Raw genomic sequence first — 26603 nt, 5'->3', positions numbered from 1 at the left:
CACGATTTGACTTTGCATCTCACGTGGGAGTGGTTCAAATCCTGCAATTTCAGTAGACCATAAACATCTACCTTCTGCTGCAGATCTGATATCACCAGCGAAACCGAACATTTCTGCTACAGGAACTTTGGATTCGATTCTTGCCATATCTCCTTCCTGACCCATGTCAACAATTTGACCTCTTCTGTTTTGGATTTCACGAGTACATGCACCCATGTAATCATTAGGAGTGTCAATAACTACTTTTTGCATTGGTTCAAGTAATGAAGGTTCAGCAAGCATCATGGAACCTAAGATAGCGTTTCTGATAGCAGGCAATACTTGTGCAGGTCCTCTGTGAACTGCGTCTTCGTGAAGTTTTGCATCATGGAGTTTGAATTTTAATCCCATGGAGATTTCTTCACCTAAAGGACCTTTTTGTAAAGTGGATTCGAAACCTTCAAGTAATAATTCTTTAACTTCATCCAGGTATTGAATACCACGAGTCATGTTAAGGAAAATACTTCTATTGTGAACAGACCATACTCTTCTGGCTTCTTCTTTATCCAAACCATGTTCCATAAAGTCAGCAGCCGCTTCTTTACCTTTAACTCTACCTTCTTTAATGTCTCCTTCTTGGATTGCTGCGTAAAGTTCAGGTTCGATAGGTTCAACAGTAATGTAGAATCTGTTATGTTTGTTAGGGGATTTACCTTCAACTTGTGGAGATAATTGTTTTACGGTTTCTCTGTATACAACAATAGGTTCGGATGTGGTGATGTCCACACCTTTATCGTTGATTCTGTAACCGATAACTTCCAAGTGAAGTTCACCCATACCGGATACTAAGTGTTCACCGGTTTCTTCGTTAATATCGATTTTGACTGTTGGGTCTTCCTTACCTGTTTGTCTTAATACTTCAATTAATTTTGGTAAGTCTTTAGTATTTTTAGCTTCTACAGCAACGGTAACTACAGGTTCTGAAATGTGTTCTAATCCTTCGAACTCTTTGATTTTGTGTTCAGGAGAACATAAGGTTTCACCTGCAATAGCTCCTTTTGCACCGGCTACATATACGATGTTTCCAGCAGGAACTTTGTCAGTGTTAACTCTTTCAGGACCGAAGTATACACCTACTTGTTGTACTCTGGATTTACCGTGAGATCCAACAAGATATACTTCTGTACCTTTTTCAATAGCTCCACCGTAAACCCTACCGGTAGCGATTTCACCAGCGTGTTTATCTACAGATACGTTGGTAACCATTACAGCTAAAGGTCCGTCAGGAGAGGTATTAATCATACATTCACCAGCAGGAGAATCGATTTCTCCGTCCCAAATGTTAGGTACCCTGTATTCCTGAGCAACTTTAGGGGAAGGTAAGTGTTCCACTACCATACCTAATAATACATCAGATAAAGGTACTTTTTGAGCTAATTCTTTTTCATTTTCAGCATTACAGTAATCAATAATATCTTTAAAGTTGATTCCAGTTTCTTGCATGGTTGGAACATTGATAGCCCAGTTGTGGTATGCTGAACCGAATGCTACACTACCGTCAGTGAAATCTAATTTCCACTCATCCTTTTTGTCTTCAGGAGCCATATTTTTGATTAATTTGTTAGCTTCCATGAAGATTTTCAAGAATCTGTTTTGTAACTCTTCAGGTTCTAACTTTAACTCGTTGATTAATCTGTCAACTTTGTTGATGAATAATACAGGTTTTACATTTTCTTTTAATGCTTGTCTGAATACTGTTTCAGTTTGAGGCATAATACCTTCTACAGCACAAACAACAACCACTGCACCATCTACAGCTCTCATTGCACGAGTTACGTCCCCACCAAAGTCAACGTGACCTGGAGTATCGATTAAGTTAATCAAATATTCTTTTTCTTTGTAATCGTGTACCATAGATACGTTAGCTGCATCAATAGTAATACCACGAGCTTGTTCTTGTTCGTCAAAATCCAAGAATCTTTGGTCACCAGCAAGTTCTTCGGAAATCATTCCCGCACCTGCAAGAAGGTTATCAGACAAAGTGGTTTTACCGTGATCGATGTGAGCACAGATACCAATGTTTCTGATTTGTTCAGGTTCATACATCAATTCTTTGATTTTTGCAATCATTTTGTCTCTTCTACTCAAAATAACCACCTAAATAAATATTATATGATTAGTGTGCTGCTTTAGCAACTCTTTCTTTCTCTTCAGCTTTTTGTAAAGCAAAACTTCTTGAATCTTCTTCAGAAGCAAGAATTAATTCTTCAGCTAAACATTCAGCAACAGATTTTCTGTTTTTGAATGAAGATTGTAAAGTACCTCTGGTTAAGAATCCTAATGAAAGGTCTACTCTTCTTTGTGGGGAAATGTCCACAGCCACTTGGTATCCGATACCTCCGTATTTGATACGAGTAGTTTCTTCACGAGGTGCAGTGTTTTCAACTGCAGTTACTAAAACTTGAACAGGGTTCTTTTTAGTTCTTTTATTAATAATGTCTAAAGCATCTTTAACAATATTGTAAGCTTTATTTTTCTTACCGGAGTTGAGATGGGTTCTCATGATTTTGTTCATTAATCTTTCGACAATGGATACTTTAGATTTTGCGAATTGTCTTTTTACGTGTCTTCCAGAAGTATGTGGAACTAAAGTTTCATCTAAGCAGATATATTTTACTAAACCTAAGTCCTCAACTTTTACTTCATCGAGATCCCATTTATCAAATAATTTACTCATAAACTTAACCACCTTATCTTACAGGTTTTTCTATTTTTCCACTTACCATTTCTGATAAAGCTACGTTATTTACTTTGGAAACTTTCCAACGAACCCCAGGAATATCTCCCATGGATCTTCCGGATGGTCCACCGATTCCTTCAATCATCACTTCATCGTGTTCATCGATAAAACCAATAGCTCCGTCACCTGGTGCGAAAGCAGTTAATTGTTTACCGTTTTTAATTAATTGAACACGTACACATTTACGAATAGCAGAGTTAGGTTGCTTTGCTTCTATCCCTACTTTTTCGATTACAATTCCTCTTGCTTGAGGAGCTCCTTCTAAAGGATCCGCTTTAACATCTAATCTTAAAGCTCTTCTTTTGTAATCTACATCTTTCCACTTAAAATTTTGTCTATTCTTTTTAAGTTTTTTTGCAGCAAAAAGTCCTGGCATATTTTATTCCTCTAATCTTTTTGTTAAAAGCGTATCTAAGAATCCACCGCTGCGATTTATACTATAACCTATAGTACAATCTAAATTCTAAGATATTAATCAGTAATAATAATTAATTAGATAAAATAATTTATCTAAAAGAAGATATCTTGAAATAAAATTCAAACATTGACAAAAAGCACACATAGTCATGTTTCAAAAAGTGCAGATATCTTATGATAATTTATATATATTCACCTTTATAAAGGTATTCATTTTTAGCATGAAAATAAAATAAAAAAAGTTTTTTTAAAAAAACAAATGAAAAATAAAAATTAAAAAATAGCCCGAAAGCTATTTTAAAATAATATTGTCAATATTATGTTGTCTATCAACTAATAATTTAGCTCTTTCGATATTGATTCCATTTTTACCGATAGCTATACGTTTATTGGTATTGTCTGCTGTAACAATAGCTATTTTCTCGCCTGATTGCTTTTGAGAGATTTTAACAGATTGTAACTTAGCAGGAGATAAACAATTTTTAATAAATTGTATAGGATCTTCGTCTAATTCTACAATTTCAATACCTTTATCAACTGCCCTTTGAACTTTAGATACGGAACTTCCGCCTTTACCTATTGCAAGTCCCATGTCACCGTTTTTAACAACAAAAGTGACTTTTCCATGTTCATCATCGATAATGCAATCTTTAACCATTGCTCCAGTCATATTTTCGAAAAGAGCTATGAATCTGATTTCATTTGCACTGAATTTAATAGACACTTAAATCTACCTCAAATCGTCTAATATTGTAGAATCTCCTGGATCGTTTACGATTAATGTAGCAACAGTAAATGGTTTACCACAAACAGAACCCAAATCTACACTACTTCCATCGTATACAAAGGATGGAATTTCGGAAAGATTTGCATAATATTCAACATCTTCAAGAATTTCTTTAGGAGCGTTAGCAGCAACTACAACGAGCTGACCTTTTCCTAATTTTAAAGATTGAATTGATTTTTCAGAGCCTAATGTCACATCACCAGTGTCAACAGCAACCCTGATTCCTCTATCTACGTCCATCATCTAGCCTCCTATTCATTTTTATAATCCATTTTGACACCGACAGATCCGGTACCAAGAGGTATTGGTTGTCCAATAATAATATTTTCGATGATACCTGTTAAATCATCAACTTCACCACGGATACTTGCATGAAGCAAATGTTTACCAGTTTCTTCAAAAGCTGCACGAGCTAATACACTTGATTTTTCACCACTGATACCATGTCTTCCGATAGATTTTACAGTACCCTCTGAGGTCATGATATCTGCAACTAACATGATGTGTCTTACATCTACACTAAGACCCTGTTCTGAAAGGGTGTTTTGAGCCTCGTTAATGATTGATTGACGAGCGGCTTCAATACCTAAAACTTCACCGATTTCATGAATGTTGTTAGTTGTGGTTCTGACGTGGTCGATACCGTCCATATCAAGGATTTCCTTAAGATTTGATCCTTCAGTATGGATAATCCATTCAACATCATCCTTACGGATAATGACCTTACCGATACCTTTTATACCACTGATTTGCAAGTCACGAACTTTATCCGCCAAAAGACGAAGTTCACGAATTTCAAATTTGGAATCAGATTTATCAGATTTTGAAGAAGGGATAACAATTTTATCGCCATTGATGACGGCTTTTTTGAAAGCCTTTTCAATAGCCGCATTGATTTCTTCCCTATCAAGTCTTTTTTCTTCTATTTTTTTAGAATCCAAAACTGCTTCAACTTCCATGGTTCCATAATTCAGATTGAAATCGGAAAGAATATCGTTTATAGTACTTTTACCAATCTGGTTAGCTAAAGTTCTGACAAATTCTTCATCATTGCGTCTTTCCTCATCAAAATAGATATCCATGGTAGGAGTAGCAATTTCTTTTCTTGCATCAACAATTTCAATAAGCCTTGGAAGACCTAATGTTACGTTTAACTCAGTTACCCCTGCATAGTGAAAAGTACGCATGGTCATCTGGGTACCAGGTTCACCTACAGATTGTGCAGCTACTGTTCCAACAGCCTCGCCAGCTTCAACGTGAGCTCGGTCATAGGCAAGTTTGAGTTTCCTGATGAGTTCTGCGAGTTCGTCATCACTCAACTCTTCTTTAACATAAGCTTTAGATAAATCTTCGATATAACTTTCTGGAAAATCAATATCCAAATTTTCTTCATCATTAAGTTTAGTAATAGTATCAATTACTTTAATTTCAATATCATCCATAGTTACACCTACTTACCTTCCTGAGATATATTGTCTTCCATTCTTATTTCATCTATAAGTTTGTTTAAATCAGCCGGTTTACCAAAGTCTGATTTTGCAGGATCCACACCATCTTCACCAAACATGGTTTGGATAACATTACCCTGATTGTCAGTAACGAGTCCGGATGGTTTAACTTGTAAATCTTGTAGTGCGTTTACGAGTCTTCTTTGCATGTATCCGGATTGTGCGGTACGAATCGCTGTATCTACAAGACCTTCCCTTCCTCCCATTGCGTGGAAGAAGAACTCGATTGGGTCAAGTCCTGATTTGTAACTTGAGTGTACAAATCCTTTCGCTTTTGCCCCTAACTCACCTTTTTTGAAGTGAGGCAATGTACGGTTTAGGTATCCTCTTTCGATACGTCCACCCCTAACCGCTTGTTGTCCTACACAAGCAGTAATCTGAGTAAGGTTCAACATTGATGCCCTTGCACCAGTACGTGCCATTACTACAGAGTGGTTTTCAACTGCCATTACATGTTCATATGGGTCGTCATCTGATTGCTTACCCATAGTGAGGTAGTTTTCAGCAATGCTACCGGACATGTCCCTAGCTTCCCCGAGAACCTGCATGATTTTCATCTCTAAAGTCTCTTCAAGACTTCTGCCCGGCAATGCTTGGAGGTATCCTTCTTCGTATGCTTCTACAAGTTTGTCTACTTCTTCCATCTTTTTCTCTAGGTGCTCATTAATACGGTCTTGAGCCTCTTCAGGAATTTCCTCATCATTCAAGGATGTGGTAATACCTGTTTTCATGATTCCGCAGATTGCAAGGTCAGTTGATCTGTCTAAGAATTCTTTTGCTCTTCCAGGACCGTATTCCTTAACGATTTTATCCAAGATTTTACCTGAGAATGAACCGTAAGCTGATTCATCTATTACACCCTGTACTAAAAGACCGTTTTTGATAACGACAGTTGCATCTTCAGCAGGATATACAACAGGACATTTGGATATTTCAGCACTGTAGGATAAGTTTAAATCATTTGGTAATAATAATGAGAACAATTCCTTACCTGTCCACATGGCGCCCTTATCTTTATAGATATATGATTCTTCAATATCTGAAGACACATCAGAATCAGGCTTTAAATCATGTTCAGTTTTTAAAACCCATTGGCCACCTTTGAATTCAGGTAATTTAAGGTGGGATTTTCTGATAATTTGTAAAGCTTGTTCTTCTGTGAATTCGACACCGTCACGGGTTAACAAGTATGCTCCACTAATGTGGTCGTGAATAGCACCGATAATCGGTCCTCCGAACCTTGGGGATAGGATGTGTTCCTGTACACGCATCAATGATTTTGCTTCCGCTCTTGATTCATCGGTTTGGAATACGTGCATGTTCATTTCGTCCCCATCGAAATCCGCATTGTATGGAGGGCAGACACAGAGGTTTAATCTGAAAGTTTTGTAAGGAAGTACCCTTACTTCATGTGCCATCATACTCATTCTGTGCAATGATGGTTGACGGTTGAATAAAACCATGTCCCCATCTTTCAAGTGTCTTTCAATAATGAAACCAGGTTCCAATTGCTCAAGAATTAACTCGATGGTTTCTTCATTGCGAACTCTGATTTTCCTTCCGTCTTTTCTGATTACATAGTTTGCGCCAGGGTGAACGTCAGGACCATTAATGATGTATTTTTTCATTTCTTCAATGTTCCATTCGTTTACATATACCGGTACGGTTACTTCTTTTGCAATCATTTCCGGAACACCGACCTCATTGATACTGATGTTTGGGTCTGGAGAAATTACGGTACGTGCTGAGAAGTTTACACGTTTACCGGATAAGTTGGAACGGAAACGTCCTTCTTTACCTTTTAACCTTTGGGTTAAGGTTTTTAGAGGTCTTCCTGACCTATGTCTTGCAGGCGGAACACCGCTGGCTTCATTATCAAAGTAAGTGGTAACGTGATATTGCAATAATTCCCATAAGTCTTCAACGATTAGTTGAGGAGCACCGGCCTCCATGTTTTCAAGCAAACGTTGATTGATACGTAAGATATCAACCAATTTGTGAGTTAAGTCATCTTCTGATCTCTCACCGGTATCCAAAGTAATTGAAGGTCTTACGGTTACAGGAGGAACAGGAAGTACAGTCAATACTAACCATTCAGGTCTTGCAACTTCAGGGTTTACTCCTAAAACAAAGGAATCCTCATCAGTGATTTTTTCAAGTCTTTCACGGACCTCAGAAGCGGTCAATTTATAATCCCCTTGACGAATAGTTACTGGCTTGTCTAAAAGAATTGCTTCCTGAGGTGCACCACAATGAGGGCAGCAATATTTAGGATCAACTTCTTCGTCATCTTCAGGCATGGTTTTTAATTCCCTTTTAGCAACTTTATAAACTTCCTTCAAGATAGCGTTTAAACTTTCACGGCCATTCATAGCTTCATGAATTTTTTCAGTGAAATACTCGATTTGTTCATCGTTTAAAAGAACACGGCCACACTCATTACAGGTGGAACGTAAAATCTTGTGAATGACGTCACCAAAACCAATGTGAATTACTGGCCTTGCAAGTTCAATGCTACCGAAATGTCCTTGACAGTCCCCTCCTCTGAAACCACAAGTCCTACATACTAAACTTGGGTCAATAACACCTAAACGAGGGTCCATTAAACCTTTTTCAATAGGGAACCCATCATCCTCATAGGTATCAGGAGTTTCAACAGTCACAACAGACATAGAACGAATATCTTCAGGAGACATTAGCCCAAAGTTGATTTTTTCAATTTTCTTTATAAATCCTTTCAATGTATTGGCTCCTTTATAACTGTAATTATGCTTTGTCTCCTAAAACTAATTTAGGGAAAATACATAAACTCTTAAGTTCGTCTAATAATAATTTAAATGCGTATGAAATTTCAACCGGATATGTTTCCACATCTCCACAGATAGGGCAGTATTTCTTATTTTTGTTTTTATCGAATACTGCTAACATACCACAGTTTTCACAAACAATCGCTTCATATTTATCTGATTCATCAAGAAGTCTTTCTTTGAGGGTTAATGCTGCACCGTGTGCAATAAGACAATCTCTTTCCATTTCCCCAAATCTTAAACCACCTTCACGTGCCCTACCTTCTGTAGGTTGACGTGTAAGTACTTGTACCGGACCTCTTGAACGAGCATAAACCTTATCGGTTGTCATGTGATGTAATTTTTGATAATATGCAACACCTACAAATATTTCGGCATCCAATCTTTCACCGGTTACACCACTGTATAATGATTCACATCCTGCAGATTCAAATCCATTATTAATGAGCTGCTGTTTGATTTCCCCTTCAAGTGTTTGATTGAATGGAGTTGCATCTACACGTTCCCCTTCAAGACAACCTGCTTTACCTGCAACCATTTCCAATACCTGTCCAATAGACATCCTGGATGGAATAGCGTGAGGATTAACTATTAAATCAGGTACAACACCAAATTCTGTAAATGGAACATCTTCAGGAGATAAAATTAAACCGACAACCCCTTTCTGACCATGTCTTGATGCGAATTTATCACCAAATTCAGGTTGTCTGGTATCTCTTACTCTAATTTTTGCTAATCTTGAACCTTCAACGGTTTCAGATAAAAGAACTGCATCAACAATACCCTTTTCACCATGTCTTACGGTAACAGAAGTTTCTCTTCTTCTATCGGCAACAGTTCCAAAGTCCTCTTCCAAAAATCTTGGCGGAGAAGTTTTACCGATTAATACATCACCGGATTGAACTTCTGATTCAGGATTGACAACACCATCTTCATCCAGGTTTCTGTAGGCCTCTTCTGACCTGTATCCCTTAATGTTTTTGTCAGGCACTTCGAATTTATCCACTTGACCTCCTGCATACCTTTTCTCAGAAGTATCATAAGCCCTAAAGAAAGATGATCTTGCAAGACCCCTTTCGAGTGAACCTTTGTTGATAACCATTGCGTCTTCCATGTTATATCCTTCATAAGACATTAAAGCCACGACAAAGTTTTGACCTGATGGTCTTAAGTCATAATTAGTTGAATCAATGATACGGGTTTTAACAATAGGAGTTTGAGGATGATGCAATAAATGTGCCCTAGTATCGGTACGTAATGCGTAGTTAGAAACATATAATCCTAAAGCTTGTTTTGTCATACCCGCTTCCATAGTGTTCCTTGGGGAAGAGTTATGGTCTGAAAATGGAATGATTCCAGCACAGATACCAAGCATTGTGGCAGGATCTATTTCCAAGTGAGTATGGTCTTCATTTAACTCCGCCAAACTCATTGAAATATATGAATTTTCTTCTTCCTCAGCATCCAAATATTCAACAAGACCCATTTCGATTAAATCATCCCACTTAAGTTTACCGTTAGCTATTTTACTTAAATGTTCTTCTTTTAAGAGAGGTTCTCCCTCTTTAACTATGATTAATGGTCTTCTTGCCCTTCCTGGATCATTGAAAATATAAATTTCATTATTATCTTCGTAAAAAGTAATGTTCATTTCATAAGAAACTTCACCGTTTCTTCTTTTTTCCCTCATTTCATTTGTGAAATTTACAGGGTCATCACAATAACCTAAAAGTTCCCCATTAATGTAAATTTTAGTCTGATTAGGTTTAATAGGTTCATGAGGTTTAACTGGTTTAGGAGGAAGTTCTATTTTAACATCGTCTTTATCTGCAGGCTCAACTTCACCGGCATCTTCAACTTCATCAGCAGGTTCCGCTTCACCTGCATCTTCAACTTCATCAGCAGGTTCAATTTCAGCACCAGCGGTTTCGACAGGTTCAACAGCATCAACAAGTTCCTCTTCAGAATCTGATTTGCCTGAAAATACGAAACCTGGGAAATCTTTTGTATATGATTGCCATTTTTTTCTACGTTTATCTTTATTAAAATCTTCATAAATTGAATCGTCAGTTTTCATTTCTTCAGTGTCGAAATATGATTCAATGAACTCGGCATGTTCATTAACTCTTTGTGAAAGTTTATCATCATCTTCAGAAATTGATTTTAATTCATTAATCCTTGCAATGACATCATTATATGGAACGATAGCCTCGAAACCAAAATAATAAAATGCCTTTCTTTCTTCAGTACTAGGTTTTTTAATATTATTAGACAACATTTCACCTCCTTAAATCAATTCAACATCCATAGTTTCAATAACATCAATAATTTCCTGTTCATCGGAACCTTCGGAAATATTACACATTAAAGCTAAATTCTTTACTAGACCACAGTTTGGTCCTTCCGGAGTTTCGTTTGGACAGATTTTACCAAATTGAGTTGGGTGCAAATCTCTTGCTTCAAAGTGAGGTTGACTTCTGGTCAACGGAGATACAACACGCCTTAAGTGAGAAAGAGTTCCCATATAACTAGTTCTGTCTAATAATTGGCTAACCCCTGCTCTTCCACCAACCCAGTTTCCGGTAGCAATAGCATGTTTTATGTTTTCAGTTAAAACATCACTACGAACCGCCTGTTTGATTGAAAGTTCTTTACCACGAGAAAGACTTCTTTCAAGCTGATAACTCATATCTCTGGTTAAGTTTGTAAAAGCGACTCTGAATAAATCTTCCATTAAATCTCCAGAAACTCTGAGTCTTTTGTTGGTATAGTGATCCTTATCGTGAGGTTCTCTTTTTTGTTCAATTACTTCAAGTAGCATTTCAGTCATTTCAGCCAAGTAAATCGCTTTATCATAGCATCTATCTTCTTCAGTACCCATATGAGGCAATAAATAACGATTTACGACATCTTTAGCACGTTTTAAACGATAATCTTTAGGCATATTTTTAGCTACTCTATTACCGATATACTTGATAGCTGCGAGCTGCAAGTAATCTCTTCTTTCATCATATGACATTTCAGCCATTTCTTTTTGATCTAATTTTAATGATTCGTCGGAAACTTGTAAATCGTCTGCAATCATCATTTGGAAATTGTTATCATCAGAAATAGCAGTGATGATTTCTTCATCTGTAGCCAATCCAAGAGCCCTTAATAAAATAACTAATGGAATTTCTCCTGGAAGGTAAGGGAATGAAATCCTTAAAAATACACCATTCTTACGAGGTTTTTTATATTCTAAAGTAATTCTTGCCCTGAAACCACTTTTAATAGAGGTAACAACAGCTTTTGCATGTCTGTCTTCAGGTTCATCAAGACGTTCAAGAATGATTTTGTTTGGAGCAATTTCTTCCATTGTAACAACAGCCCTTTCAGAACCGTTCACAATAAAGTATCCTCCCAAATCTTGAGGGTCTTCATGTTTTTCCATTAATTCTTCTGCATTAAGTCCATTGAGATGACAAATGTCGGATTTAAGCATAACTGGCAATTCACCAATATATACTTCTTCTAATTCATTTTCTTCTCCGTCTTCATTTAATGCCATTTCAAGGTACATGTCTGCGGAATAATTTAAATTTCTAAGTCTTGCTTCAGTTGGATCAATTTCACTACGAGAACCGTCAGCCTCTTTATTAGATGGCTTTTCAATACGTACTTTACCAGTTTTTAAAGTGTATTTGCCATCATCCAAAGTGATAGGTTCTGTAATATCAATGATATTCTGAATTCTATTGTTCACAAAATCATTGTAGGACTTAATATGGTGATCCACCAAATCATATTTGTCAAAAAATGCATCAACTAATTTCCAGTTATTCTCTGTCATGGACATCCTCCACATTACGTAACGCAATAAAAATAATTAACTAAATAAAAATAAAACACCAATTAGGAAAACTCCTAACCTACTAATTCATTTAATCATTATTCTTAATTTACTCCTAACTATCTCCTTTAAGATAATTCCTCTCAAACTAAGTTCAAATTTATTATAATGAATTTCTAAAAAACAAAAAAATACAGAAATTATACTATATTAAATTTCACAAACTCTAAATTTATATTAATCTTCTACAATCCTATAAGTTACAAAAACTCCCGCAGTTTGACTTTCACGAGTAATTCTTAAAACATTTCCAGGTTCCGCACCAATAGCTTTCACGACTGGATCTTTAGATTTAATCTTAGGAAGGTCATTAAAATCATAATCCGCTTCACTAAATTCATCTGAAATTTCTTCTTCAGTCATGATTTCATGCTTCGGTACTAGCATATGGTCTTGAATATCAATTTTCAAATTTTTTCCTCCAAATAGAAAACTTAAAATATAAAATTAGAACAGGCCTGACGGGAATTGAACCCGCGGCCGCTTGGTTAAAAGCCAAGCGCTCTGCCAGACTGAGCTACAGGCCTATAAGATAAATATACTATTTTAGATATGAGCGCCCTGGCCGGGATTTGAACCCGAGTCGCGGGCTCGACAGGCCCACATGATAGCCCCTACACCACCAGGGCATATCCGCTAAATAGTAATTATACACTATCAATTAATATAATTTTCATCATATATAAATGTTGTGGAAAAATCACAATATTTATAAAAAAACATATATGACTTCAAATAAATAAATTGAGAAATCCCGCCTGCCGGACTTGAACCAGCAACATTTGGATCTACAGTCCAACGCTCTGCCAAATTGAGCTAAGGCGGGATAATGGGTCCGCCCGGATTTGAACCGGAGTCTCAGGCTCCCAAAGCCCAAAGGATCGACCAAGCTACCCTACGGACCCACATACACAATGCATGTAGATAACATACTAATAATAATATTCATTTACCAGTATATAAATATTTCTATAATAACAATAATATCCCAAAAATTTATAAAAACATCATAAATTAAAAGCCCCGGACGGGAATTGAACCCGCGACCACGAGATTACAAGTCTCGCGCTCTACCAGACTGAGCCACCGAGGCTTCATGATAATATTGTGCAACAATATAAATTTTATTATAAGTCATTTAAATACTTTACGATAATTCACCTAATTTCAATTAAAATTATAAATATCAAAAAATTATAATTAATAATTATGACAAATAGTGAAAGTAATCTATTGAATAAAATTGATGAAAATCTGAACAAGATTAAAAAGAAAAATGCTTTGACCCATTGTATTACAAATTCAGTGACAATAAATGATTGTGCAAATGCAGTTCTTGCAATTGGTGGATCACCATTCATGGCAGAAGATGTAGAGGAACTTGAAGAAGTTGTCACAATAGCTGATGTGCTTGTAATAAACATAGGAAAATTAAGTAAAGATCAAATAAAAGCAATGAAAATAAGTTCAAAGACTGCAAATGACACAAACACTCCAATTGTTTTAGATCCCGTAGGAGTTGGAGTAACCGAACTTAGAAACAAAACAACCCTTGATTTAATTAACAACTATGACATCACAGCAATAAGAGGAAATATCAGTGAAATAAAAGCGATTGCCAAACTAGTTGGTGTTTTAGATGAAAGCAACACCGCCAAAGGTGTTGACGTTAATGCTGATGACATCATTACAGAAGGGAATCTGAAAGCCAATGGAGATTTAATTTGTGAACTTGCTGATAAATTAAATACCGTCATTTTAGCAAGTGGGCCGTTAGACATATTGAGTGATGGTAAAACAACTGTCGTTATTGACAATGGAGATGATATGATGCCTCTGATTACTGGAAGCGGCTGTATGTTATCATCCATTGTTGGAAGTTGTATCGGAGGATCCAACCCATTTGATGGAAGCCTTATAGCAATTTTAGCAATGAATATTGCTGGTGAAAAGGCAAGAGCAAAAGTCGACGAAAGAGATGAAGGAACAGGTTCATTTAGAGCATATTTAATTGATTATCTCTATAAAACTGATAGCGAAACATTAATTAGCAAAGCAAACATTAGATTACTATGAATAACATTGATTTATCCCTATATCTTGTCACTGATGAAAGTGAGGATGTGGAAAAATTCCTGAAAACCATTGAAGAAGCAATTAAAGGCGGAGTTAGCGTAGTTCAGATTAGAGAAAAAACCGCAGATACCCTTGACTTTTATAACTTATCTTTGAAAGTTAAGGAAATTACTACAAAATACGGCGTGCCTTTAATAATTAATGACAGAGTCGATATTGCCCTGGCAATTGATGCTGATGGGGTGCATGTCGGACAATCGGATATGCCCTGTGAGGTAACCAGAAAATTAGTTGGTTCTGATAAAATCGTAGGAGTTTCAGCCGCCACCATTGAGGAAGCCAAAAAGGCTGAAAATGATGGTGCCGATTATATTGGAACCGGAGCAATATTTCCAACTGCAACCAAGGATGATGCACCAAAAATAACAAAAAAAGACTTAAAAGAAATTGTAGATTCCATAAACATTCCAGTTGTAGCAATTGGAGGAATTAACTTGGACAATGCATCAGAATTAAGTGACACTGGAATTAAAGGATTATCTGTCGTTAGCGCAATAATGAGTTCCGATAATCCAAAAAAATCTGCAGAAAAGCTATTAAATATTTTTAATAGCTAATCTTTACTATTTTTTAAAGCTTCAACAGCAGCCAATTCTTTACCTGCAAGCATACTGATACAAGCTCCACCACCACTGCTTAAGTGACTCATCTGGTCTTCCAAACCAAGGCCTGCAGTAGCGGCCGCAATGTGCCCACCGCCAATAAGTGAGAAACCCTGAGAGTTTGCCATAGCATTAATTAAATCTTCTGTACCCATTGCAAATTTAGGATCTTCAAATACACCGGCAGGACCATTGGCAAAAATATATTTTGCATCCCTTATTTCTCTTGCATAAAAATCAATGGTTTTTACACCAATATCAAAAATAGATTCATTTGGAATTTCTGTACTGTCAATATCCACCCTCTCTCCATTAATTTCACATGCCACATCAATAGGATACTTTACCTTATCACCAAATCTGTCAATCAATTCTTTAGACTTGGCGACCATATCTTCATATCCCTTAGCGATGATGAATTTCTTATTCACTTCTCCGATGTCGGCACCAGATGCCCATAAAACGATGTTTCCAACAATACCGGTTGTCAAAATGGAATCCGCAGTTCCATTACTTAACACATTTTCCATAACATCAATGGAATCATCAGGTTTCATTCCACCAAGCAAAAATACGCATGGATGTTCCACATTGTCAAGCGCATCCTGAATTACGGTTAATTCTTTTTCCATTACTCTTCCAGCAGCAGAAGGAGTGTTTACGGTAAAACCGACTAATGATGCTTGAGAACGGTGTGCTGCTGCAAATGCATCATTAACATAATAATCAATTAATGGGGACAATTGAGTTACAAGATGGGTCTTAGATTGCTCCAACGGTGTTCTTGAAAGGGTTTCTTCTGAAAAAAATCTTACATTCTCCAGTAAAAGAATTTCATGAGGCCTTAGTGATTTGATTGCATCTTTTGCAGAGTTGGAAAATAATGAATCGACATATTTTACTCTCAAGTTAAGGATATCTGATAATGCTTCAGCATGCTGCGCTAAAGTTGAAAAATCCTTTTTGCCCGGACGAGACTGGTGGGCAAGAAGTACAACTTTTGCACCTTTGTTGGATAACTCCTTAACAGTCTGGGCATGTAATTTCAATCTAGTATCATCCAAAATAATCCCTGAACTTGGATCAACCGGAGAATTAATGTCAATTCTTACAAGCACTGTTTTATCTTCAACATCAAAATCATCAATTGTATTAAATTCTTTAACCATTTTCTCACTCTATAATTTACTTACCAAATCAAGCAAAGCATCCTTTGGACTTTCGGCCTTAATAATTCCAGATGCAAGCAATACTCCATCCGCACCCAAATCCATAGCGGCCTTCATATCATCACCGGTTGTTATTCCTGCACCGCACAAAACTTTAACTTTTTTATTAATTGCCTTTACTTCTTTTACTGTGTCTTCAACAACTTCAGGTTGTGCTTGGGATACGGGAATTCCAGTACCGATAAGTTCCGGCGGTTCGACAGCAACTGCAGTTGGTGATAATGTAGCAATTGCCTTTGAAGTCTCAATATTATTGGTACATACACATGATTCAATGTCATTTGCCTTACACATTTTTACAACTTCATCAATATCCGCAAGTTTCATTCTCTGCTCTGAATGATTAATTAAAGTACCGCTAATGCCCGCATCAATTAGAGTGTTGATTAAACTAGATCCTGTATGGCCTCCTGGAGATACGGGATCGATGTGTTGAGCAAAAATAGGAAGTGAAGTTTCTTCACTAATTCTGTAAATGTCTGCTGCTTGAGGAGCTGCAACCATAGTGATTCCAGATTCACTGGCAGCACTTTCCAAGTCATGTGCAAGTTCTAAAGCATTTAAACCACTTGATTCCAAATAAGTTTTATAGTTCAATATTACAATTGGAGTATCCATAATAATCCCACAATAACTTTATAATTAATTATTTATTCAACATTATTAATAAATTTTTGACTAGAAATTCGTGTTTTTGACAAATCAATATACTCCTGATTGATATCATAACATATATAATTCCGTTTATTTTGGATGCATGCTATTGCCGTTGTCCCACTGCCACAGAAAGGGTCCAGAACAACATCCCCCTCATAACTATACAAATTGATTAATCTATGGGGCAGTTCAACTGGAAATGGAGCGGGATGACCAATCTTTTTAGCATTGACCGCAGGAAATGTCCAGACACTTCGTGTCCACTCAATAAATTCATCCCGTTCAATCGTGTCCTTTTTAGTTTGATTCCTGTTTTTTGAATATGACTCCTTAGAGAAAACCAAAATATATTCATGATAATCCCTTAAAACTGGATTTGACGCCGACATCCAGCTTCCCCAAGCGCAGGACCCTCCCGCACTGGCAGACTTATCCCAGATAATTTCCCCGCGCATCAAAAATCCCAAATCCAACATGATTTCAATTATCATCGCATGAAGGGGAATATAGGGTTTTCTTCCGATATTTGCAATATTTATGCATGCCCTGCCTCCGGTAACCAACTTTTTGTAAACTTCGCCAAAAACATTAGTCAACAGCCCCAAATATTCATCCAAAGACAAATCGTCATCGTATTCCTTTCCAACATTATAAGGAGGGGAAGTAATCATCAGATGAATGCTGTCATCCGGTATTTCATCCATAATTTCGCTGGATTTGCAATAAAATTTATTCCGCACATTTTCCGGAACTTTATTCTCTTTATATTCAATATTCTTTGGTAACCTGAATTCATCAAATAGCTTTGAACTGTAAAACTTTTTTGAACTGTGAGACTCACGCACTACAGAGCCAAATGATTTTGTTTGAGTTTTTCTTGCCAAATTAAGACCCCTTTAAGAGATTTAGAAATTTCAATCCCTTGTTTTCATAATTGTTTTCCCAATTAGCCATTTCAATTAATTGACCCAGCTTTTTTGGATTTTCCATTCCTGAGAAAAAATTTAAATCCTGTTTAAATAATTGGTTCAAAGTAATATTTAACTCATTAATATTGTCCATGCGAATGAACCCATCATTATGGCTTCTTTTTCTTGTGTTTCCATGATTAAGGGGAAAAGGATTAATGGACCAGAAACCCTGAATAATTCCTGCACTCTTTAAAAAATCCGCTTTTTTACAAAATCCATTGGATAATGGGGCATTGCCCAAAACAATTAACGGAATTTTAGATGCCTTAACGTTGGAGACCCTAATGTCTATGCATTTTCCGATTGCCTTTAAAATGGAATCCGAACGGGTAAAGCTTGGACGTCCCTGATGGGTCCGGTAATCTCCAATTTCCCTGATGTGTGCTGTGTCCGCATCATATTCCCAATTCCAGACAATCGACATTTTAACCTCAAAAATCAATTTGACATCTTCAGGCATCAATATTTTCCTGTCTACATCGGAAAGGACAATATCTGCCGGTGACCTATGTGATATTCCAATTGAAGGTATTTGGGCCTGTTGAACAACGTGCAAGTCCGTGTCTTCAAGAATATGATTGAGCAGATTGCAAACCCAATCTTCGGTAAATTTTCCAATCAAAGAATTTCTGCCCTGAAGGGTTGATTTTGAACCCGAATATCCCTTCGGCCAATATGCAACATATCTCCCGTCATCAGTCTTATAGAACAGCTGTTTGTGGGATGCAAAATTTACTGATTTATCAAAAAATATTTTTTCCTGATTTTTACTCCATAATCTCATAACAATACATATTGAATTTAAACATATAAATAGATTAAATCAAATTAAGTAAATATTGTTCAATAAAATCAATATTGATTTGCACATATAAAAATGTATATATTAGCAAAACTAAAAATAAATTTGATTTTATGTCATTTACTGAAAGCCAAATCGAAAAACTGGAAAAAAGCGGATATAGATTTGTAGGAAAACATGGTCATGCCGCTGTTAAGACATGCCATTGGACAAGACAGAGCATATCAGATAAGGGAGTATGCTATAAGGAGAAATTCTATGGAATAAAATCCCACAGATGCCTTCAGATGTCCCCTGCCGTTCCGAATTGTCAGCAGGAATGTGAATTCTGCTGGAGAGATTTAACATACACCCAAACCAGCTGGCAAGATGAAGACTATGATGAACCGAAAGTCATAGTTGACGAAGCCATAAAGGCTCAAAATAACCTTCTGTGCGGTTTTTATGGAAATGCAAAGGCAAACAAGAAAAAATTAGAAGAGATGAAACATCCGACAAATGCCGCAATATCCCTTGCAGGCGAACCGACCCTTTATCCAAAAATCGATGAGCTGATTGGAGAGTTCAACCGCCGTGACTTTACGACATTTGTTGTAAGCAATGGCCAGTGCGTTGAGAGACTGCGCAATCTCGAAAACGATCCCTACCAGTTATACCTTTCCTTGGATGCACCTTCAAAGAAAATATTTGAAGACGTATGCCGACCTCGAATAAATGATGCATGGAGCAATTTAAATGAATCCCTTGAAACATTAGCCAGTTTCAACTCACGTACATGTATAAGAAACACCTGCGTTAAGGGAAGGAATATGGAAAATCCTGAAGAGTATGCGAAACTGATAAAAAAAGCCGATCCGGATTACGTTGAAGTGAAGGCATATATGTGTGTCGGGTCATCACGTGAAAGACTAACCATGGCCAACATGCCGACATTTGACGAAGTTAAAGATTTCGCTTCAAAAATTGGTGATGCATGCGGTAAAGAGTTAGTTAATGAATCTGAAGTTAGTCGAGTCGTATTGCTCGAGTGAATTTCCAGATACATTTAACCCTTTTGTGTATTGATTTTTTATAGCAAATTATTTTTAAGCCTTGACTTCTTTACAGAGTTCAACAGCTTTTTTAGCCGCCTTTTCCATTGAAGTTTCATATGAAATTCCGGCTTCATCCAAGATTCTTTGACCTTCTTCCTCATTGGTTCCGGTCAATCTAATTACAATAGGCACATCCCTTTCAACATTTTCCAGCGCTTTGATAACTCCGCGAGCGACATCATCGGCTTTGGTGATACCTCCCAAAACATTAAGGAAAACTACTTTGACAGGATCATAGTTGAGAACAATGTTTAAAGCCTGATTGATAATGTTTTCAGATGCTCCTCCACCAATATCAAGAAATGTTGCCGGTTCTCCACCATTGAGCTTAATCATGTCCATTGCGGTCAAGGTTAAACCTGCACCATTACCGATAACGGCAATATCTCCATCCAACTGAACAAAGTCCACTGCTTTTTTCTTATAGTGGAGCCTTTCAACCAGGTCCTGATGTCTGAATAGGGAATCGTTTTCAATGACAAGCTTAGCATCAGCAGCAATCAAACCGTTAGGAGTCAATACCAATGGATTTATCTCAGCAGTATCTGCATCATACTTTTCAAACACATTGTACAGTTTCCATATTATGTCTCCCATTGATGAAATCAATTCTGATTCGACACCCATCTTGCGTGCGATTTCACGTGCCTCATATGGTAAAAATTCAATCAAAGGATTAGGATAATATTTAATGATTTTTTCAGGGTTGGTTTTGGCCAAGTTTTCAATTTCAACCCCTCCTTCCTTACTGGCAAGAATTACTGGCCTTCTCGCACCTCTATCAATGGATACGGTGACAAAGTACTCGTTAAATATTTCTGCTTTTTCTTCAATCAAAAGATGTTTTACCTTTTCATCTTTAATTTCCATTCCTAAAATTTCATCGGCCACTTTTAGCGCTTCACCAGGGTTGTTGGCAAATTTCACACCGCCTGCTTTACCTCTGCCCCCAGTTAAAACCTGTGCTTTGACAACAACCGGAACATCCATTTCTGAGCAAATGGACATTGCCTCTTCCGGAGAATAAGCAACATGGCCTTCTAAAATCGGAATTCCTTCTTGATTAAAAATTTGTTTTGCTATATTTTCAAAAAATCTCATTATATACACCTATTCTGCTAAAGCATATCCCGCTTCGAAAGCTTTAATATTCTTTTCCTCTGTACCTTTAGGAACACTGGCTTCAATAGCATTTATAGCCGCTTGTTTGGATATCACTTTAGTAATTTTTGTAATTGCTCCAACCATGACAATGTTAGCTACAATTTTAAGCCCAATTTCATCAGTAGCTGTTTTGGTTGCTGGAGCTTCATAAACCTTAATGTTATGCTCTTCAACAAAATCCTTAACGTCCTCGACGTCAGTTGTTCCAGGATCAACTATTAAAGTTCCATTATCTTTCAAATCAACAATATATTTGAGCAAAGCCTCGTTGGACATTGCCACTAAAATATCCGGATTTTGAACCTTCGGATAGTCAACTTCGGTGTCGCTAATTACAACTTCACACTTGGAAGCTCCACCACGAGCTTCCGGACCATAAGATTGGGTTTGGACAGCTTCCTTTTCATCAAAAAGACTTGCTGATTTACCTAAAATAATTCCTGCAAGAATTATTCCCTGACCCCCGAATCCGCAAATTCTAATTTCAGTTCTCATATTATCCACCTATAATTCTGATTCATATGCAGAATTGATAAGAGTTTTCTTACCAGATTTTTCCACACTAATTTTTTCAAGGTTTTCGGTAAATTCGTCTCTTTGAGTGTTAGCAAATTCACCAACAACAATTTTACCTTCCAGTTCTTTTGCATTCATCCTATCTGCAGCAGATTTAAATACAGTATTGGCTTTCATTACTGCAGCCATTGCAGTAGGAGTTCTGAGTTTGTTTTTACGGCCAAAGTAAGTTGGACATTGGGTTGCAACTTCAATAAATGAAAAACCATCATTTTTCAATCCGTCTTTAATGGACAATACTAGGTTTTCCATCTGAACTGTTGTCCATCTTGCAGAATAAGTGGCACCTGCAGCTGCAACAAGTTCAGCCAATTTAAATGGAGCGTCCAAATTACCATAAGGCGCAGTTGTTCCAAAACTGCCTTTAGGAGAAGTAGGACTGATTTGACCACCAGTCATCCCATAAATATTATTATTGATACAAATAACGGTCAGATTAATATTTCTTCTGGCCGCATGAATTAAATGATTTCCTCCAATGGATGCGGCATCACCATCACCGGTAAATACAACAACATCCAGGTCCTTATTTGCTGTTTTCAAACCTGTTGCAAAACTTAACGCTCTTCCATGAGTAGTATGAAGAGAATCGCATTTCAAATAACCCGGAATTCTTGAAGAACATCCTATTCCGGAAACCATTGCAATATTGTCAAAGTCCATATCAGCTTTTTCCATAGCTGCAAGAAATGCATTGATGATTGCACCATTTCCACAGCCCGGACAGAAAATATGAGGCAGCCTGTCCTCTCTTAAATATGGGAGAAATCTATTTTTATTTTCAGACATGTTAGTTTCCTCCTATCTTATCAATCTCTTCTAAAATTTCATCAGGAGTTGGCAATAAACCTCCAATGACTCCCATCAAATGAACATCAGTATCCTTAAGTACCCTATCAACTTCATAATACATCTGACCCAAATTCATTTCAACGACAATTACGTCACTGGCGTTTTCAGCAATTTCCTTTATCTGTTCATCAGGGAACGGCCATGGAGTGTCTATTTTGATATATCCTATTTTCTGATTATTGGCTCTTGCCCTGTTTACCGCTTCAACGGCAGACCTGACAGGAGCACCATATGAAATAATAATGATGTCAGCATCTTCACAGTTTTCAGATTTGACAGAGCAGATTTTATCCTTATTTTTTAAAACCTTATCACAAATCCTTTGAACAAGCTTGTCATGAGTTTCAGGATTATTGGTATCCGGATAACCTCTTTCATCGTGAGTAAGTCCGGTTACATGAATATTGAACCCGTCACCGAATGCCGGCATCGGAGTGGTTCCGTTTTCAATATTTTCAAACGGCAAATAATCGTCAGTTTTTTCAGGCCTTTTTCTTGCAACGATTTCAATATTATCTTCTACAATGATTTTTTCTCTCATATGTCCTATAACTTCATCAGCCATGACAAATACCGGGCATCTGTACTCTTCCGCCAAGTTGAATGCCTTAATTGTAAAGTCAAAAAATTCCTGAACGCTTGATGGAGACAATGCAATAGGTTCATAATCACCATGGGATCCCCAACGGGCCTGCATCATATCACCCTGTGCAGCCATAGTTGGTTGAGCAGTTGAAGGAGAACCCCTCTGAACATCAACAACAACGATTGGAGTTTCGCTCATGAATGCGTAACCTATATTTTCCTGCATTAATGAAATACCCGGACCGGAAGTTGCTGTCATTGATTTGGCTCCTCCCCATGAACCTCCAATGATGGCTCCAGCAGATGCAATTTCATCTTCCATTTGAACGAATGAACCCCCTACTTTCGGCAATTCACGAGCTAAAGTTTCTGCAACTTCTGTGGATGGAGTGATAGGATAACCTGCAAAGAATCTGCAGCCTGCAGCTATCGCCCCTTTTGCGCATGCCTCATTTCCTTGAATAAAAAATTCTTCAGCCATATTATACACCTACTTTTCCTTCCTTGTGAATAACGGATTAAAGTTAACATCTTCTTTCATCCACCAGTTTTCAGGCAAATCCACTGTTATTGCCTGGTCAGGACATGCAACTTCACAGGTACCACATTTAGTGCATCGCTCTTCGAATTTCACATATGGTAATTGAACCCCTTTTTTATTGACATCAGGAGATATTGCATATACATTCTTATAACACATGAATAAGCAAAGATGACATCCTTTACACAAATTTTCATCAATAATAATCAATTTAAAATCTCCTCATTTATTTATGATAAATAAATATAGAATGTATATTATTTATGTTGATAAACATTTAAATATCTTATGCGAAATTATGACAAATTAGAAAGTTTATTAAAAATTAAAATAAAATAATTACTATGAAGAATTTGACTACGCCAATCAGTGATGAAGACATAAATGGCCTGAAAGTCGGTGATCAAATCACTATTTCAGGAACAATCTACACCGGCCGAGATGCTGCACTTCCCCAACTTGTCGAATTGATTGAAAATGATGAAGTTCCTTTTGATTTGAAGGGTTCGGCAATCATGCATACTGCATTCAGCGATGCAGGCATTGCTCCAACCACAAGCAGCAAGGTTGAAATTGAATCATCAATCCCCGTTTTGAGCAAGAACGGAGTTAAAATTCATATCGGAAAAGGAAGGTTAAGCGATGAAAGCGTCAACAGCCTAGATGAAAACAATTCCATTTTTGTGATTACCCCTCCCGTTGCGGCATTGCTTACAAGCAAGGTCCTAGAAAAAAAATGCGTTCTTTTTGAAAATGAAGGCATGGAAGCGATGTATGAATTAAAAGTAAAAGAAATTCCTGGAATTGTTGCAGTCCAGGGCAAAAAAAGAATCTGATTTGTCACGTTTTCTTAAACGGCTTCTTTTCATTGAACAAATCAACATCAAGAGACTTATTTTTAAATGATACAATCAATGTACATATTGCATCACCGGTAACGTTAACCGCCGTTCTGAACATGTCCAGGATATGATCTATTCCAAAGATTATTCCTATTGCGGCTACAGGCAGACCTACTGAATTGAACACCATAGTCAATGTTACGAGTCCCACTGAAGGAACTCCCGCTGTTCCGATTGAAGCCAATACCGCTGTGAAAATTACTGTTAAAAGTGCAGAAGTTCCCAAATCAATACCGTATGCCTGGGCAGCAAACATGACGGCAACCCCCTGCATGATTGCAGTGCCGTCCATATTGATTGTGGCACCCAAAGGTATGGTAAATGATGAAACCTCTCTTGAAACACCCATTTCCTCCAGGCTTTCCATGTTCAATGGAATTGTAGCATTTGATGTTGAAGATGAAAATGCGAAAAACATCACTGATATGAACCTTTTAAAGAAGTGAATTGGATTGAGCCGTGTGAACAATACAAGAAGCGATGGATAAACAACAAATGCCTGAATGGCCAAACCGATGAGAACACATAGGATATATTTTCCCAGTGGAAGCATGCCCTCAAATCCAAGTCCCGCAAATGTCCTGGCCATAAGACAGAACACCCCAATAGGAGCGAATTTCATAACAATTGAAGTCATTTCCATCATGATCTTATTTCCCTGAGTGAAAATGTCATTAATCAATTGGGTTTCCTGCTTCAGTTTGGCTAAAATAATACCCACCAATATGCCAAATAAAATCAGAGGCAGCATGTCTCCGTTGGCCAGTGAAGTGAATGGATTGTCCGGCACTATGTTTAAAAGAGTGTCAGTCATGGTCTGATTCATAGTGACATTTGAAGCTTGACCCAATCCGGCCATATTTAAACCTAAACCGGGTTTAATCAAAATGCCTATGCCCAGAGCAATAGTAACTGCCAGAGCAGTTGTTATTAGGTAAATAAATATTGTTCGCCCTCCGATTGTACCGATTTTGCGTATATCAGAAATTGATGACACACCAACAACAATCGAACAGAAGACAAGCGGCACAACAAGCATTTTCAATAATTTGATAAATAAGTTTCCGCCCAAGTAGAAAACATTATCAACCAGAATTACATTTTTAATAAATGTGTTTGAAACATAGAAATTTAAAAATAAACCAACGAATGCCCCTAGAAGCATTCCTATTAATATCCAATTACCTAGACTTATCCTCTTTAGTTTGGCCAACATCAAAAATAGTTTTGTATGAAATATCTAAAATAATTTTTGTAAAAAAAAGTTAAAAAAAGAAGACTATTCTTCGTCTTCTTCATCTTCAGTTTCTTCTTTTTTCTCGAATGCATCTACGAAATTGACTTTGGTAATCTCTTCGATGTTATCCCATATGTCTTTAGCGATTCTGAATCTTGCAAAGGTAATGTCCATGTAGGATTGTTGGTCGAATTTGGACATTTCATCCAATTTGATGTTTGCAACGCCATCGACAATGTCGATTTCGGTTTTATCAATGTCAACATTAGGATTGGAGTAGTGTAACTCAATCATGCTTTTGATTTTTTCCTCTTCATCATCGATTATTTCTGTCACTTCAACATCATAAACCAAGTCTCTTCCAGCCAATTCGTGGTTGAAGTCAACTTTTACTCTTCCACCGTTTACGGTTAGGATTTTACCGGTTGCACCTTCAGATTGGATTCTCATACCTTGAACAGGAGTCATGCCTTGTTTTTTGAATTCTCTCATAGGCACTAATTGAATTAAGGAAGGATCCCTAGGACCGAATGCATTTTCGGAATCCACTTCAATAGTTTTTTTGTCTCCTTCATCCAATCCGATGATTGCTTCTTCGATTGCAGGCAATAAGTGGTTTCCACCTACAACAATAGGAATTGCCTTGTAGGTTTTGTTTTCATCAAATATTCCAGCTTCTTGTGCAATTTCATCATAAGTAGTATCAAATACGTCATCTGTGTCTTTAATTTTACCAGTAAAGTTTACTCTAACAAAATCTCCGTTATCTATAGCCATAATATTAACTCCTAATAATTTTGATTAAAATAATTGTTAATAAATATAACATTAGTATTAGTGGAAATATCAACAACTTTCTCTTCACACTAATTATACAATAAATAATTATGTTCTTTTTACTTTATAAATTATACTGTTGGAAGTCATGCACCGAAACTTAAGTAGTTTTTTCCAGAATTTTAAATTTTCAATGATTTTAATAACATTGTTATACTTCTGTTGGACAGAGAATCAAAATTTTTATTAATAAAAAGAACAATAAGTAATTATTGAAAAGAATAAATA

Annotated in this window: 25 protein-coding genes and 5 tRNA genes; 4 read left to right on the top strand and 26 right to left on the bottom strand. The window is 36.9% G+C overall.

Features of this window, described 5'->3' with window-relative positions; translation table 11 throughout:
- From ACJMLO_RS09235 to ACJMLO_RS09165, 15 genes are all read right to left on the bottom strand, one after another.
- Positions 1-2127, bottom strand: a 2127-nt coding sequence (locus tag ACJMLO_RS09235) for an elongation factor EF-2 (protein ID WP_405296102.1), incomplete at its 3' end; no start/stop codon positions are given.
- 28 nt (positions 2128-2155) lie between these two features.
- Complete coding sequence (locus tag ACJMLO_RS09230) at positions 2156-2716, bottom strand: 30S ribosomal protein S7 (RefSeq protein WP_405296100.1); 561 nt, start codon at positions 2714-2716, stop codon at positions 2156-2158.
- Positions 2717-2729: 13 nt separating this feature from the next.
- A complete protein-coding gene (locus ACJMLO_RS09225) occupies positions 2730-3155 on the bottom strand; it encodes a 30S ribosomal protein S12 (protein WP_067044341.1) in 426 nt (141 codons plus the stop codon).
- A gap of 333 nt (positions 3156-3488) precedes the next feature.
- Complete coding sequence (locus ACJMLO_RS09220; RefSeq protein WP_405296098.1) at positions 3489-3920, bottom strand: NusA-like transcription termination signal-binding factor; 432 nt, start codon at positions 3918-3920, stop codon at positions 3489-3491.
- A 6-nt stretch (positions 3921-3926) separates the two neighbouring features.
- Entirely contained in the window at positions 3927-4226 is a 300-nt protein-coding gene (locus ACJMLO_RS09215) for a 50S ribosomal protein L30e (RefSeq protein ID WP_405296096.1), read from the bottom strand.
- Positions 4227-4234: 8 nt separating this feature from the next.
- Entirely contained in the window at positions 4235-5425 is a 1191-nt protein-coding gene (gene rpoA2, locus ACJMLO_RS09210; protein ID WP_405296094.1) for a DNA-directed RNA polymerase subunit A'', read from the bottom strand.
- Positions 5426-5433: 8 nt separating this feature from the next.
- Positions 5434-8232, bottom strand: a complete 2799-nt coding sequence (locus tag ACJMLO_RS09205) for a DNA-directed RNA polymerase subunit A' (RefSeq protein ID WP_405296092.1) — start codon at positions 8230-8232, stop codon at positions 5434-5436.
- Between the two features lie 25 nt (positions 8233-8257).
- Positions 8258-10576, bottom strand: a complete 2319-nt coding sequence (gene rpoB / locus ACJMLO_RS09200) for a DNA-directed RNA polymerase subunit B (protein ID WP_405296090.1) — start codon at positions 10574-10576, stop codon at positions 8258-8260.
- A gap of 9 nt (positions 10577-10585) precedes the next feature.
- The gene (locus tag ACJMLO_RS09195) at positions 10586-12130 is read right to left on the bottom strand and encodes a DNA-directed RNA polymerase subunit B'' (RefSeq protein WP_405296088.1); all 1545 of its coding nucleotides are present in this window, start codon (positions 12128-12130) and stop codon (positions 10586-10588) included.
- Between the two features lie 237 nt (positions 12131-12367).
- Positions 12368-12601, bottom strand: coding sequence for a DNA-directed RNA polymerase subunit H (locus ACJMLO_RS09190; protein WP_405296086.1), 234 nt, complete (start codon positions 12599-12601; stop codon positions 12368-12370).
- A gap of 42 nt (positions 12602-12643) precedes the next feature.
- Positions 12644-12717: transfer RNA gene (locus tag ACJMLO_RS09185), tRNA-Lys, on the bottom strand.
- Positions 12718-12747: 30 nt separating this feature from the next.
- Positions 12748-12819: transfer RNA gene (locus ACJMLO_RS09180), tRNA-Asp, on the bottom strand.
- A 123-nt stretch (positions 12820-12942) separates the two neighbouring features.
- Positions 12943-13016, bottom strand: a tRNA-Tyr gene (locus ACJMLO_RS09175).
- 4 nt (positions 13017-13020) lie between these two features.
- Positions 13021-13095 (bottom strand) — tRNA-Pro (locus tag ACJMLO_RS09170).
- 114 nt (positions 13096-13209) lie between these two features.
- Positions 13210-13283, bottom strand: a tRNA-Thr gene (locus ACJMLO_RS09165).
- A 116-nt stretch (positions 13284-13399) separates the two neighbouring features.
- On the opposite strand from ACJMLO_RS09165, the gene thiM reads away from it, so the two are divergent.
- Both thiM and thiE read left to right on the top strand, forming a co-directional pair.
- Positions 13400-14266: a hydroxyethylthiazole kinase gene (gene thiM, locus ACJMLO_RS09160; protein WP_405296084.1), complete on the top strand. Its 867-nt coding sequence runs from the start codon at positions 13400-13402 to the stop codon at positions 14264-14266.
- Complete coding sequence (gene thiE, locus ACJMLO_RS09155; RefSeq protein WP_405296082.1) at positions 14263-14883, top strand: thiamine phosphate synthase; 621 nt, start codon at positions 14263-14265, stop codon at positions 14881-14883. The genes thiM and thiE overlap by 4 nt, the downstream gene beginning before the upstream one ends.
- On the opposite strand, the gene ACJMLO_RS09150 is transcribed toward thiE, so the two are convergent.
- The 4 genes from ACJMLO_RS09150 to ACJMLO_RS09135 are packed head-to-tail and all read right to left on the bottom strand — an operon-like array spanning position 14880 to position 18569.
- Entirely contained in the window at positions 14880-16097 is a 1218-nt protein-coding gene (locus ACJMLO_RS09150) for a phosphoglycerate kinase (RefSeq protein WP_405296080.1), read from the bottom strand. The two genes, thiE and ACJMLO_RS09150, sit on opposite strands and share 4 nt — an antisense overlap.
- Before the next feature lie 9 nt (positions 16098-16106).
- A complete protein-coding gene (gene tpiA, locus ACJMLO_RS09145) occupies positions 16107-16775 on the bottom strand; it encodes a triose-phosphate isomerase (RefSeq protein WP_405296078.1) in 669 nt (222 codons plus the stop codon).
- Between the two features lie 32 nt (positions 16776-16807).
- Positions 16808-17698, bottom strand: coding sequence for a DNA-methyltransferase (locus ACJMLO_RS09140; protein WP_405296076.1), 891 nt, complete (start codon positions 17696-17698; stop codon positions 16808-16810).
- A gap of 1 nt (position 17699) precedes the next feature.
- Positions 17700-18569, bottom strand: a complete 870-nt coding sequence (locus tag ACJMLO_RS09135) for a hypothetical protein (protein WP_405296074.1) — start codon at positions 18567-18569, stop codon at positions 17700-17702.
- A 131-nt stretch (positions 18570-18700) separates the two neighbouring features.
- Here ACJMLO_RS09135 and twy1 point away from each other — a divergent pair, with 131 nt between their 5' ends.
- Entirely contained in the window at positions 18701-19618 is a 918-nt protein-coding gene (twy1, locus tag ACJMLO_RS09130; RefSeq protein WP_405296072.1) for a 4-demethylwyosine synthase TYW1, read from the top strand.
- A 54-nt stretch (positions 19619-19672) separates the two neighbouring features.
- On the opposite strand, the gene sucC is transcribed toward twy1, so the two are convergent.
- Genes sucC through ACJMLO_RS09105 form a run of 5 tightly spaced genes read right to left on the bottom strand, consistent with a single transcriptional unit; the run spans position 19673 to position 23609 of the window.
- A complete protein-coding gene (gene sucC / locus ACJMLO_RS09125) occupies positions 19673-20782 on the bottom strand; it encodes an ADP-forming succinate--CoA ligase subunit beta (RefSeq protein ID WP_405296070.1) in 1110 nt (369 codons plus the stop codon).
- A gap of 9 nt (positions 20783-20791) precedes the next feature.
- Positions 20792-21340 carry a 2-oxoacid:ferredoxin oxidoreductase subunit gamma gene (locus tag ACJMLO_RS09120; RefSeq protein WP_405296068.1) on the bottom strand — a complete coding sequence of 183 codons (549 nt, stop codon included), beginning with the start codon at positions 21338-21340 and terminating at the stop codon, positions 20792-20794.
- A 9-nt stretch (positions 21341-21349) separates the two neighbouring features.
- Positions 21350-22210 (bottom strand): 2-oxoacid:ferredoxin oxidoreductase subunit beta, encoded by an 861-nt coding sequence (locus ACJMLO_RS09115; RefSeq protein WP_405296067.1) that lies wholly within the window; start codon positions 22208-22210, stop codon positions 21350-21352.
- A gap of 1 nt (position 22211) precedes the next feature.
- Positions 22212-23339, bottom strand: a complete 1128-nt coding sequence (locus ACJMLO_RS09110) for a 2-oxoacid:acceptor oxidoreductase subunit alpha (protein WP_405296065.1) — start codon at positions 23337-23339, stop codon at positions 22212-22214.
- Positions 23340-23348: 9 nt separating this feature from the next.
- Positions 23349-23609 (bottom strand): ferredoxin family protein, encoded by a 261-nt coding sequence (locus ACJMLO_RS09105; protein ID WP_405296063.1) that lies wholly within the window; start codon positions 23607-23609, stop codon positions 23349-23351.
- A gap of 134 nt (positions 23610-23743) precedes the next feature.
- On the opposite strand from ACJMLO_RS09105, the gene ACJMLO_RS09100 reads away from it, so the two are divergent.
- Positions 23744-24235: a fumarate hydratase C-terminal domain-containing protein gene (locus ACJMLO_RS09100; protein WP_405296061.1), complete on the top strand. Its 492-nt coding sequence runs from the start codon at positions 23744-23746 to the stop codon at positions 24233-24235.
- Positions 24236-24239: 4 nt separating this feature from the next.
- Here the strand turns inward: ACJMLO_RS09100 and ACJMLO_RS09095 are convergent, their stop codons facing one another.
- Both ACJMLO_RS09095 and ACJMLO_RS09090 read right to left on the bottom strand, forming a co-directional pair.
- Positions 24240-25517: a dicarboxylate/amino acid:cation symporter gene (locus ACJMLO_RS09095; RefSeq protein ID WP_405296059.1), complete on the bottom strand. Its 1278-nt coding sequence runs from the start codon at positions 25515-25517 to the stop codon at positions 24240-24242.
- 63 nt (positions 25518-25580) lie between these two features.
- A complete protein-coding gene (locus ACJMLO_RS09090) occupies positions 25581-26315 on the bottom strand; it encodes a peptidylprolyl isomerase (protein ID WP_405296057.1) in 735 nt (244 codons plus the stop codon).
- Positions 26316-26603: the final 288 nt, after the last annotated feature.

It is taken from the genome of Methanobrevibacter sp. (genome assembly GCF_045120835.1).
GTDB lineage: Archaea > Methanobacteriota > Methanobacteria > Methanobacteriales > Methanobacteriaceae > Methanocatella.
This window is presented reverse-complemented; position numbering and strand designations above follow the sequence as displayed.

Coding starts and splice junctions, on each gene's coding strand:
- ACJMLO_RS09135 (WP_405296074.1), bottom strand. CDS start 18,569: ATGAGATTATGGAGTAAAAATCAGGAAAAAATATTTTTTGATAAATCA.
- rpoA2 (WP_405296094.1), bottom strand. CDS start 5,425: ATGGATGATATTGAAATTAAAGTAATTGATACTATTACTAAACTTAAT.
- ACJMLO_RS09110 (WP_405296065.1), bottom strand. CDS start 23,339: ATGGCTGAAGAATTTTTTATTCAAGGAAATGAGGCATGCGCAAAAGGG.
- twy1 (WP_405296072.1), top strand. CDS start 18,701: ATGTCATTTACTGAAAGCCAAATCGAAAAACTGGAAAAAAGCGGATAT.
- ACJMLO_RS09090 (WP_405296057.1), bottom strand. CDS start 26,315: ATGGCTATAGATAACGGAGATTTTGTTAGAGTAAACTTTACTGGTAAA.
- ACJMLO_RS09225 (WP_067044341.1), bottom strand. CDS start 3,155: ATGCCAGGACTTTTTGCTGCAAAAAAACTTAAAAAGAATAGACAAAAT.
- rpoB (WP_405296090.1), bottom strand. CDS start 10,576: ATGTTGTCTAATAATATTAAAAAACCTAGTACTGAAGAAAGAAAGGCA.
- ACJMLO_RS09095 (WP_405296059.1), bottom strand. CDS start 25,517: ATGTTGGCCAAACTAAAGAGGATAAGTCTAGGTAATTGGATATTAATA.
- ACJMLO_RS09150 (WP_405296080.1), bottom strand. CDS start 16,097: ATGGTTAAAGAATTTAATACAATTGATGATTTTGATGTTGAAGATAAA.
- thiE (WP_405296082.1), top strand. CDS start 14,263: ATGAATAACATTGATTTATCCCTATATCTTGTCACTGATGAAAGTGAG.
- ACJMLO_RS09230 (WP_405296100.1), bottom strand. CDS start 2,716: ATGAGTAAATTATTTGATAAATGGGATCTCGATGAAGTAAAAGTTGAG.
- ACJMLO_RS09120 (WP_405296068.1), bottom strand. CDS start 21,340: ATGAGAACTGAAATTAGAATTTGCGGATTCGGGGGTCAGGGAATAATT.
- ACJMLO_RS09195 (WP_405296088.1), bottom strand. CDS start 12,130: ATGACAGAGAATAACTGGAAATTAGTTGATGCATTTTTTGACAAATAT.
- tpiA (WP_405296078.1), bottom strand. CDS start 16,775: ATGGATACTCCAATTGTAATATTGAACTATAAAACTTATTTGGAATCA.
- ACJMLO_RS09115 (WP_405296067.1), bottom strand. CDS start 22,210: ATGTCTGAAAATAAAAATAGATTTCTCCCATATTTAAGAGAGGACAGG.
- thiM (WP_405296084.1), top strand. CDS start 13,400: ATGACAAATAGTGAAAGTAATCTATTGAATAAAATTGATGAAAATCTG.
- sucC (WP_405296070.1), bottom strand. CDS start 20,782: ATGAGATTTTTTGAAAATATAGCAAAACAAATTTTTAATCAAGAAGGA.
- ACJMLO_RS09100 (WP_405296061.1), top strand. CDS start 23,744: ATGAAGAATTTGACTACGCCAATCAGTGATGAAGACATAAATGGCCTG.
- ACJMLO_RS09215 (WP_405296096.1), bottom strand. CDS start 4,226: ATGATGGACGTAGATAGAGGAATCAGGGTTGCTGTTGACACTGGTGAT.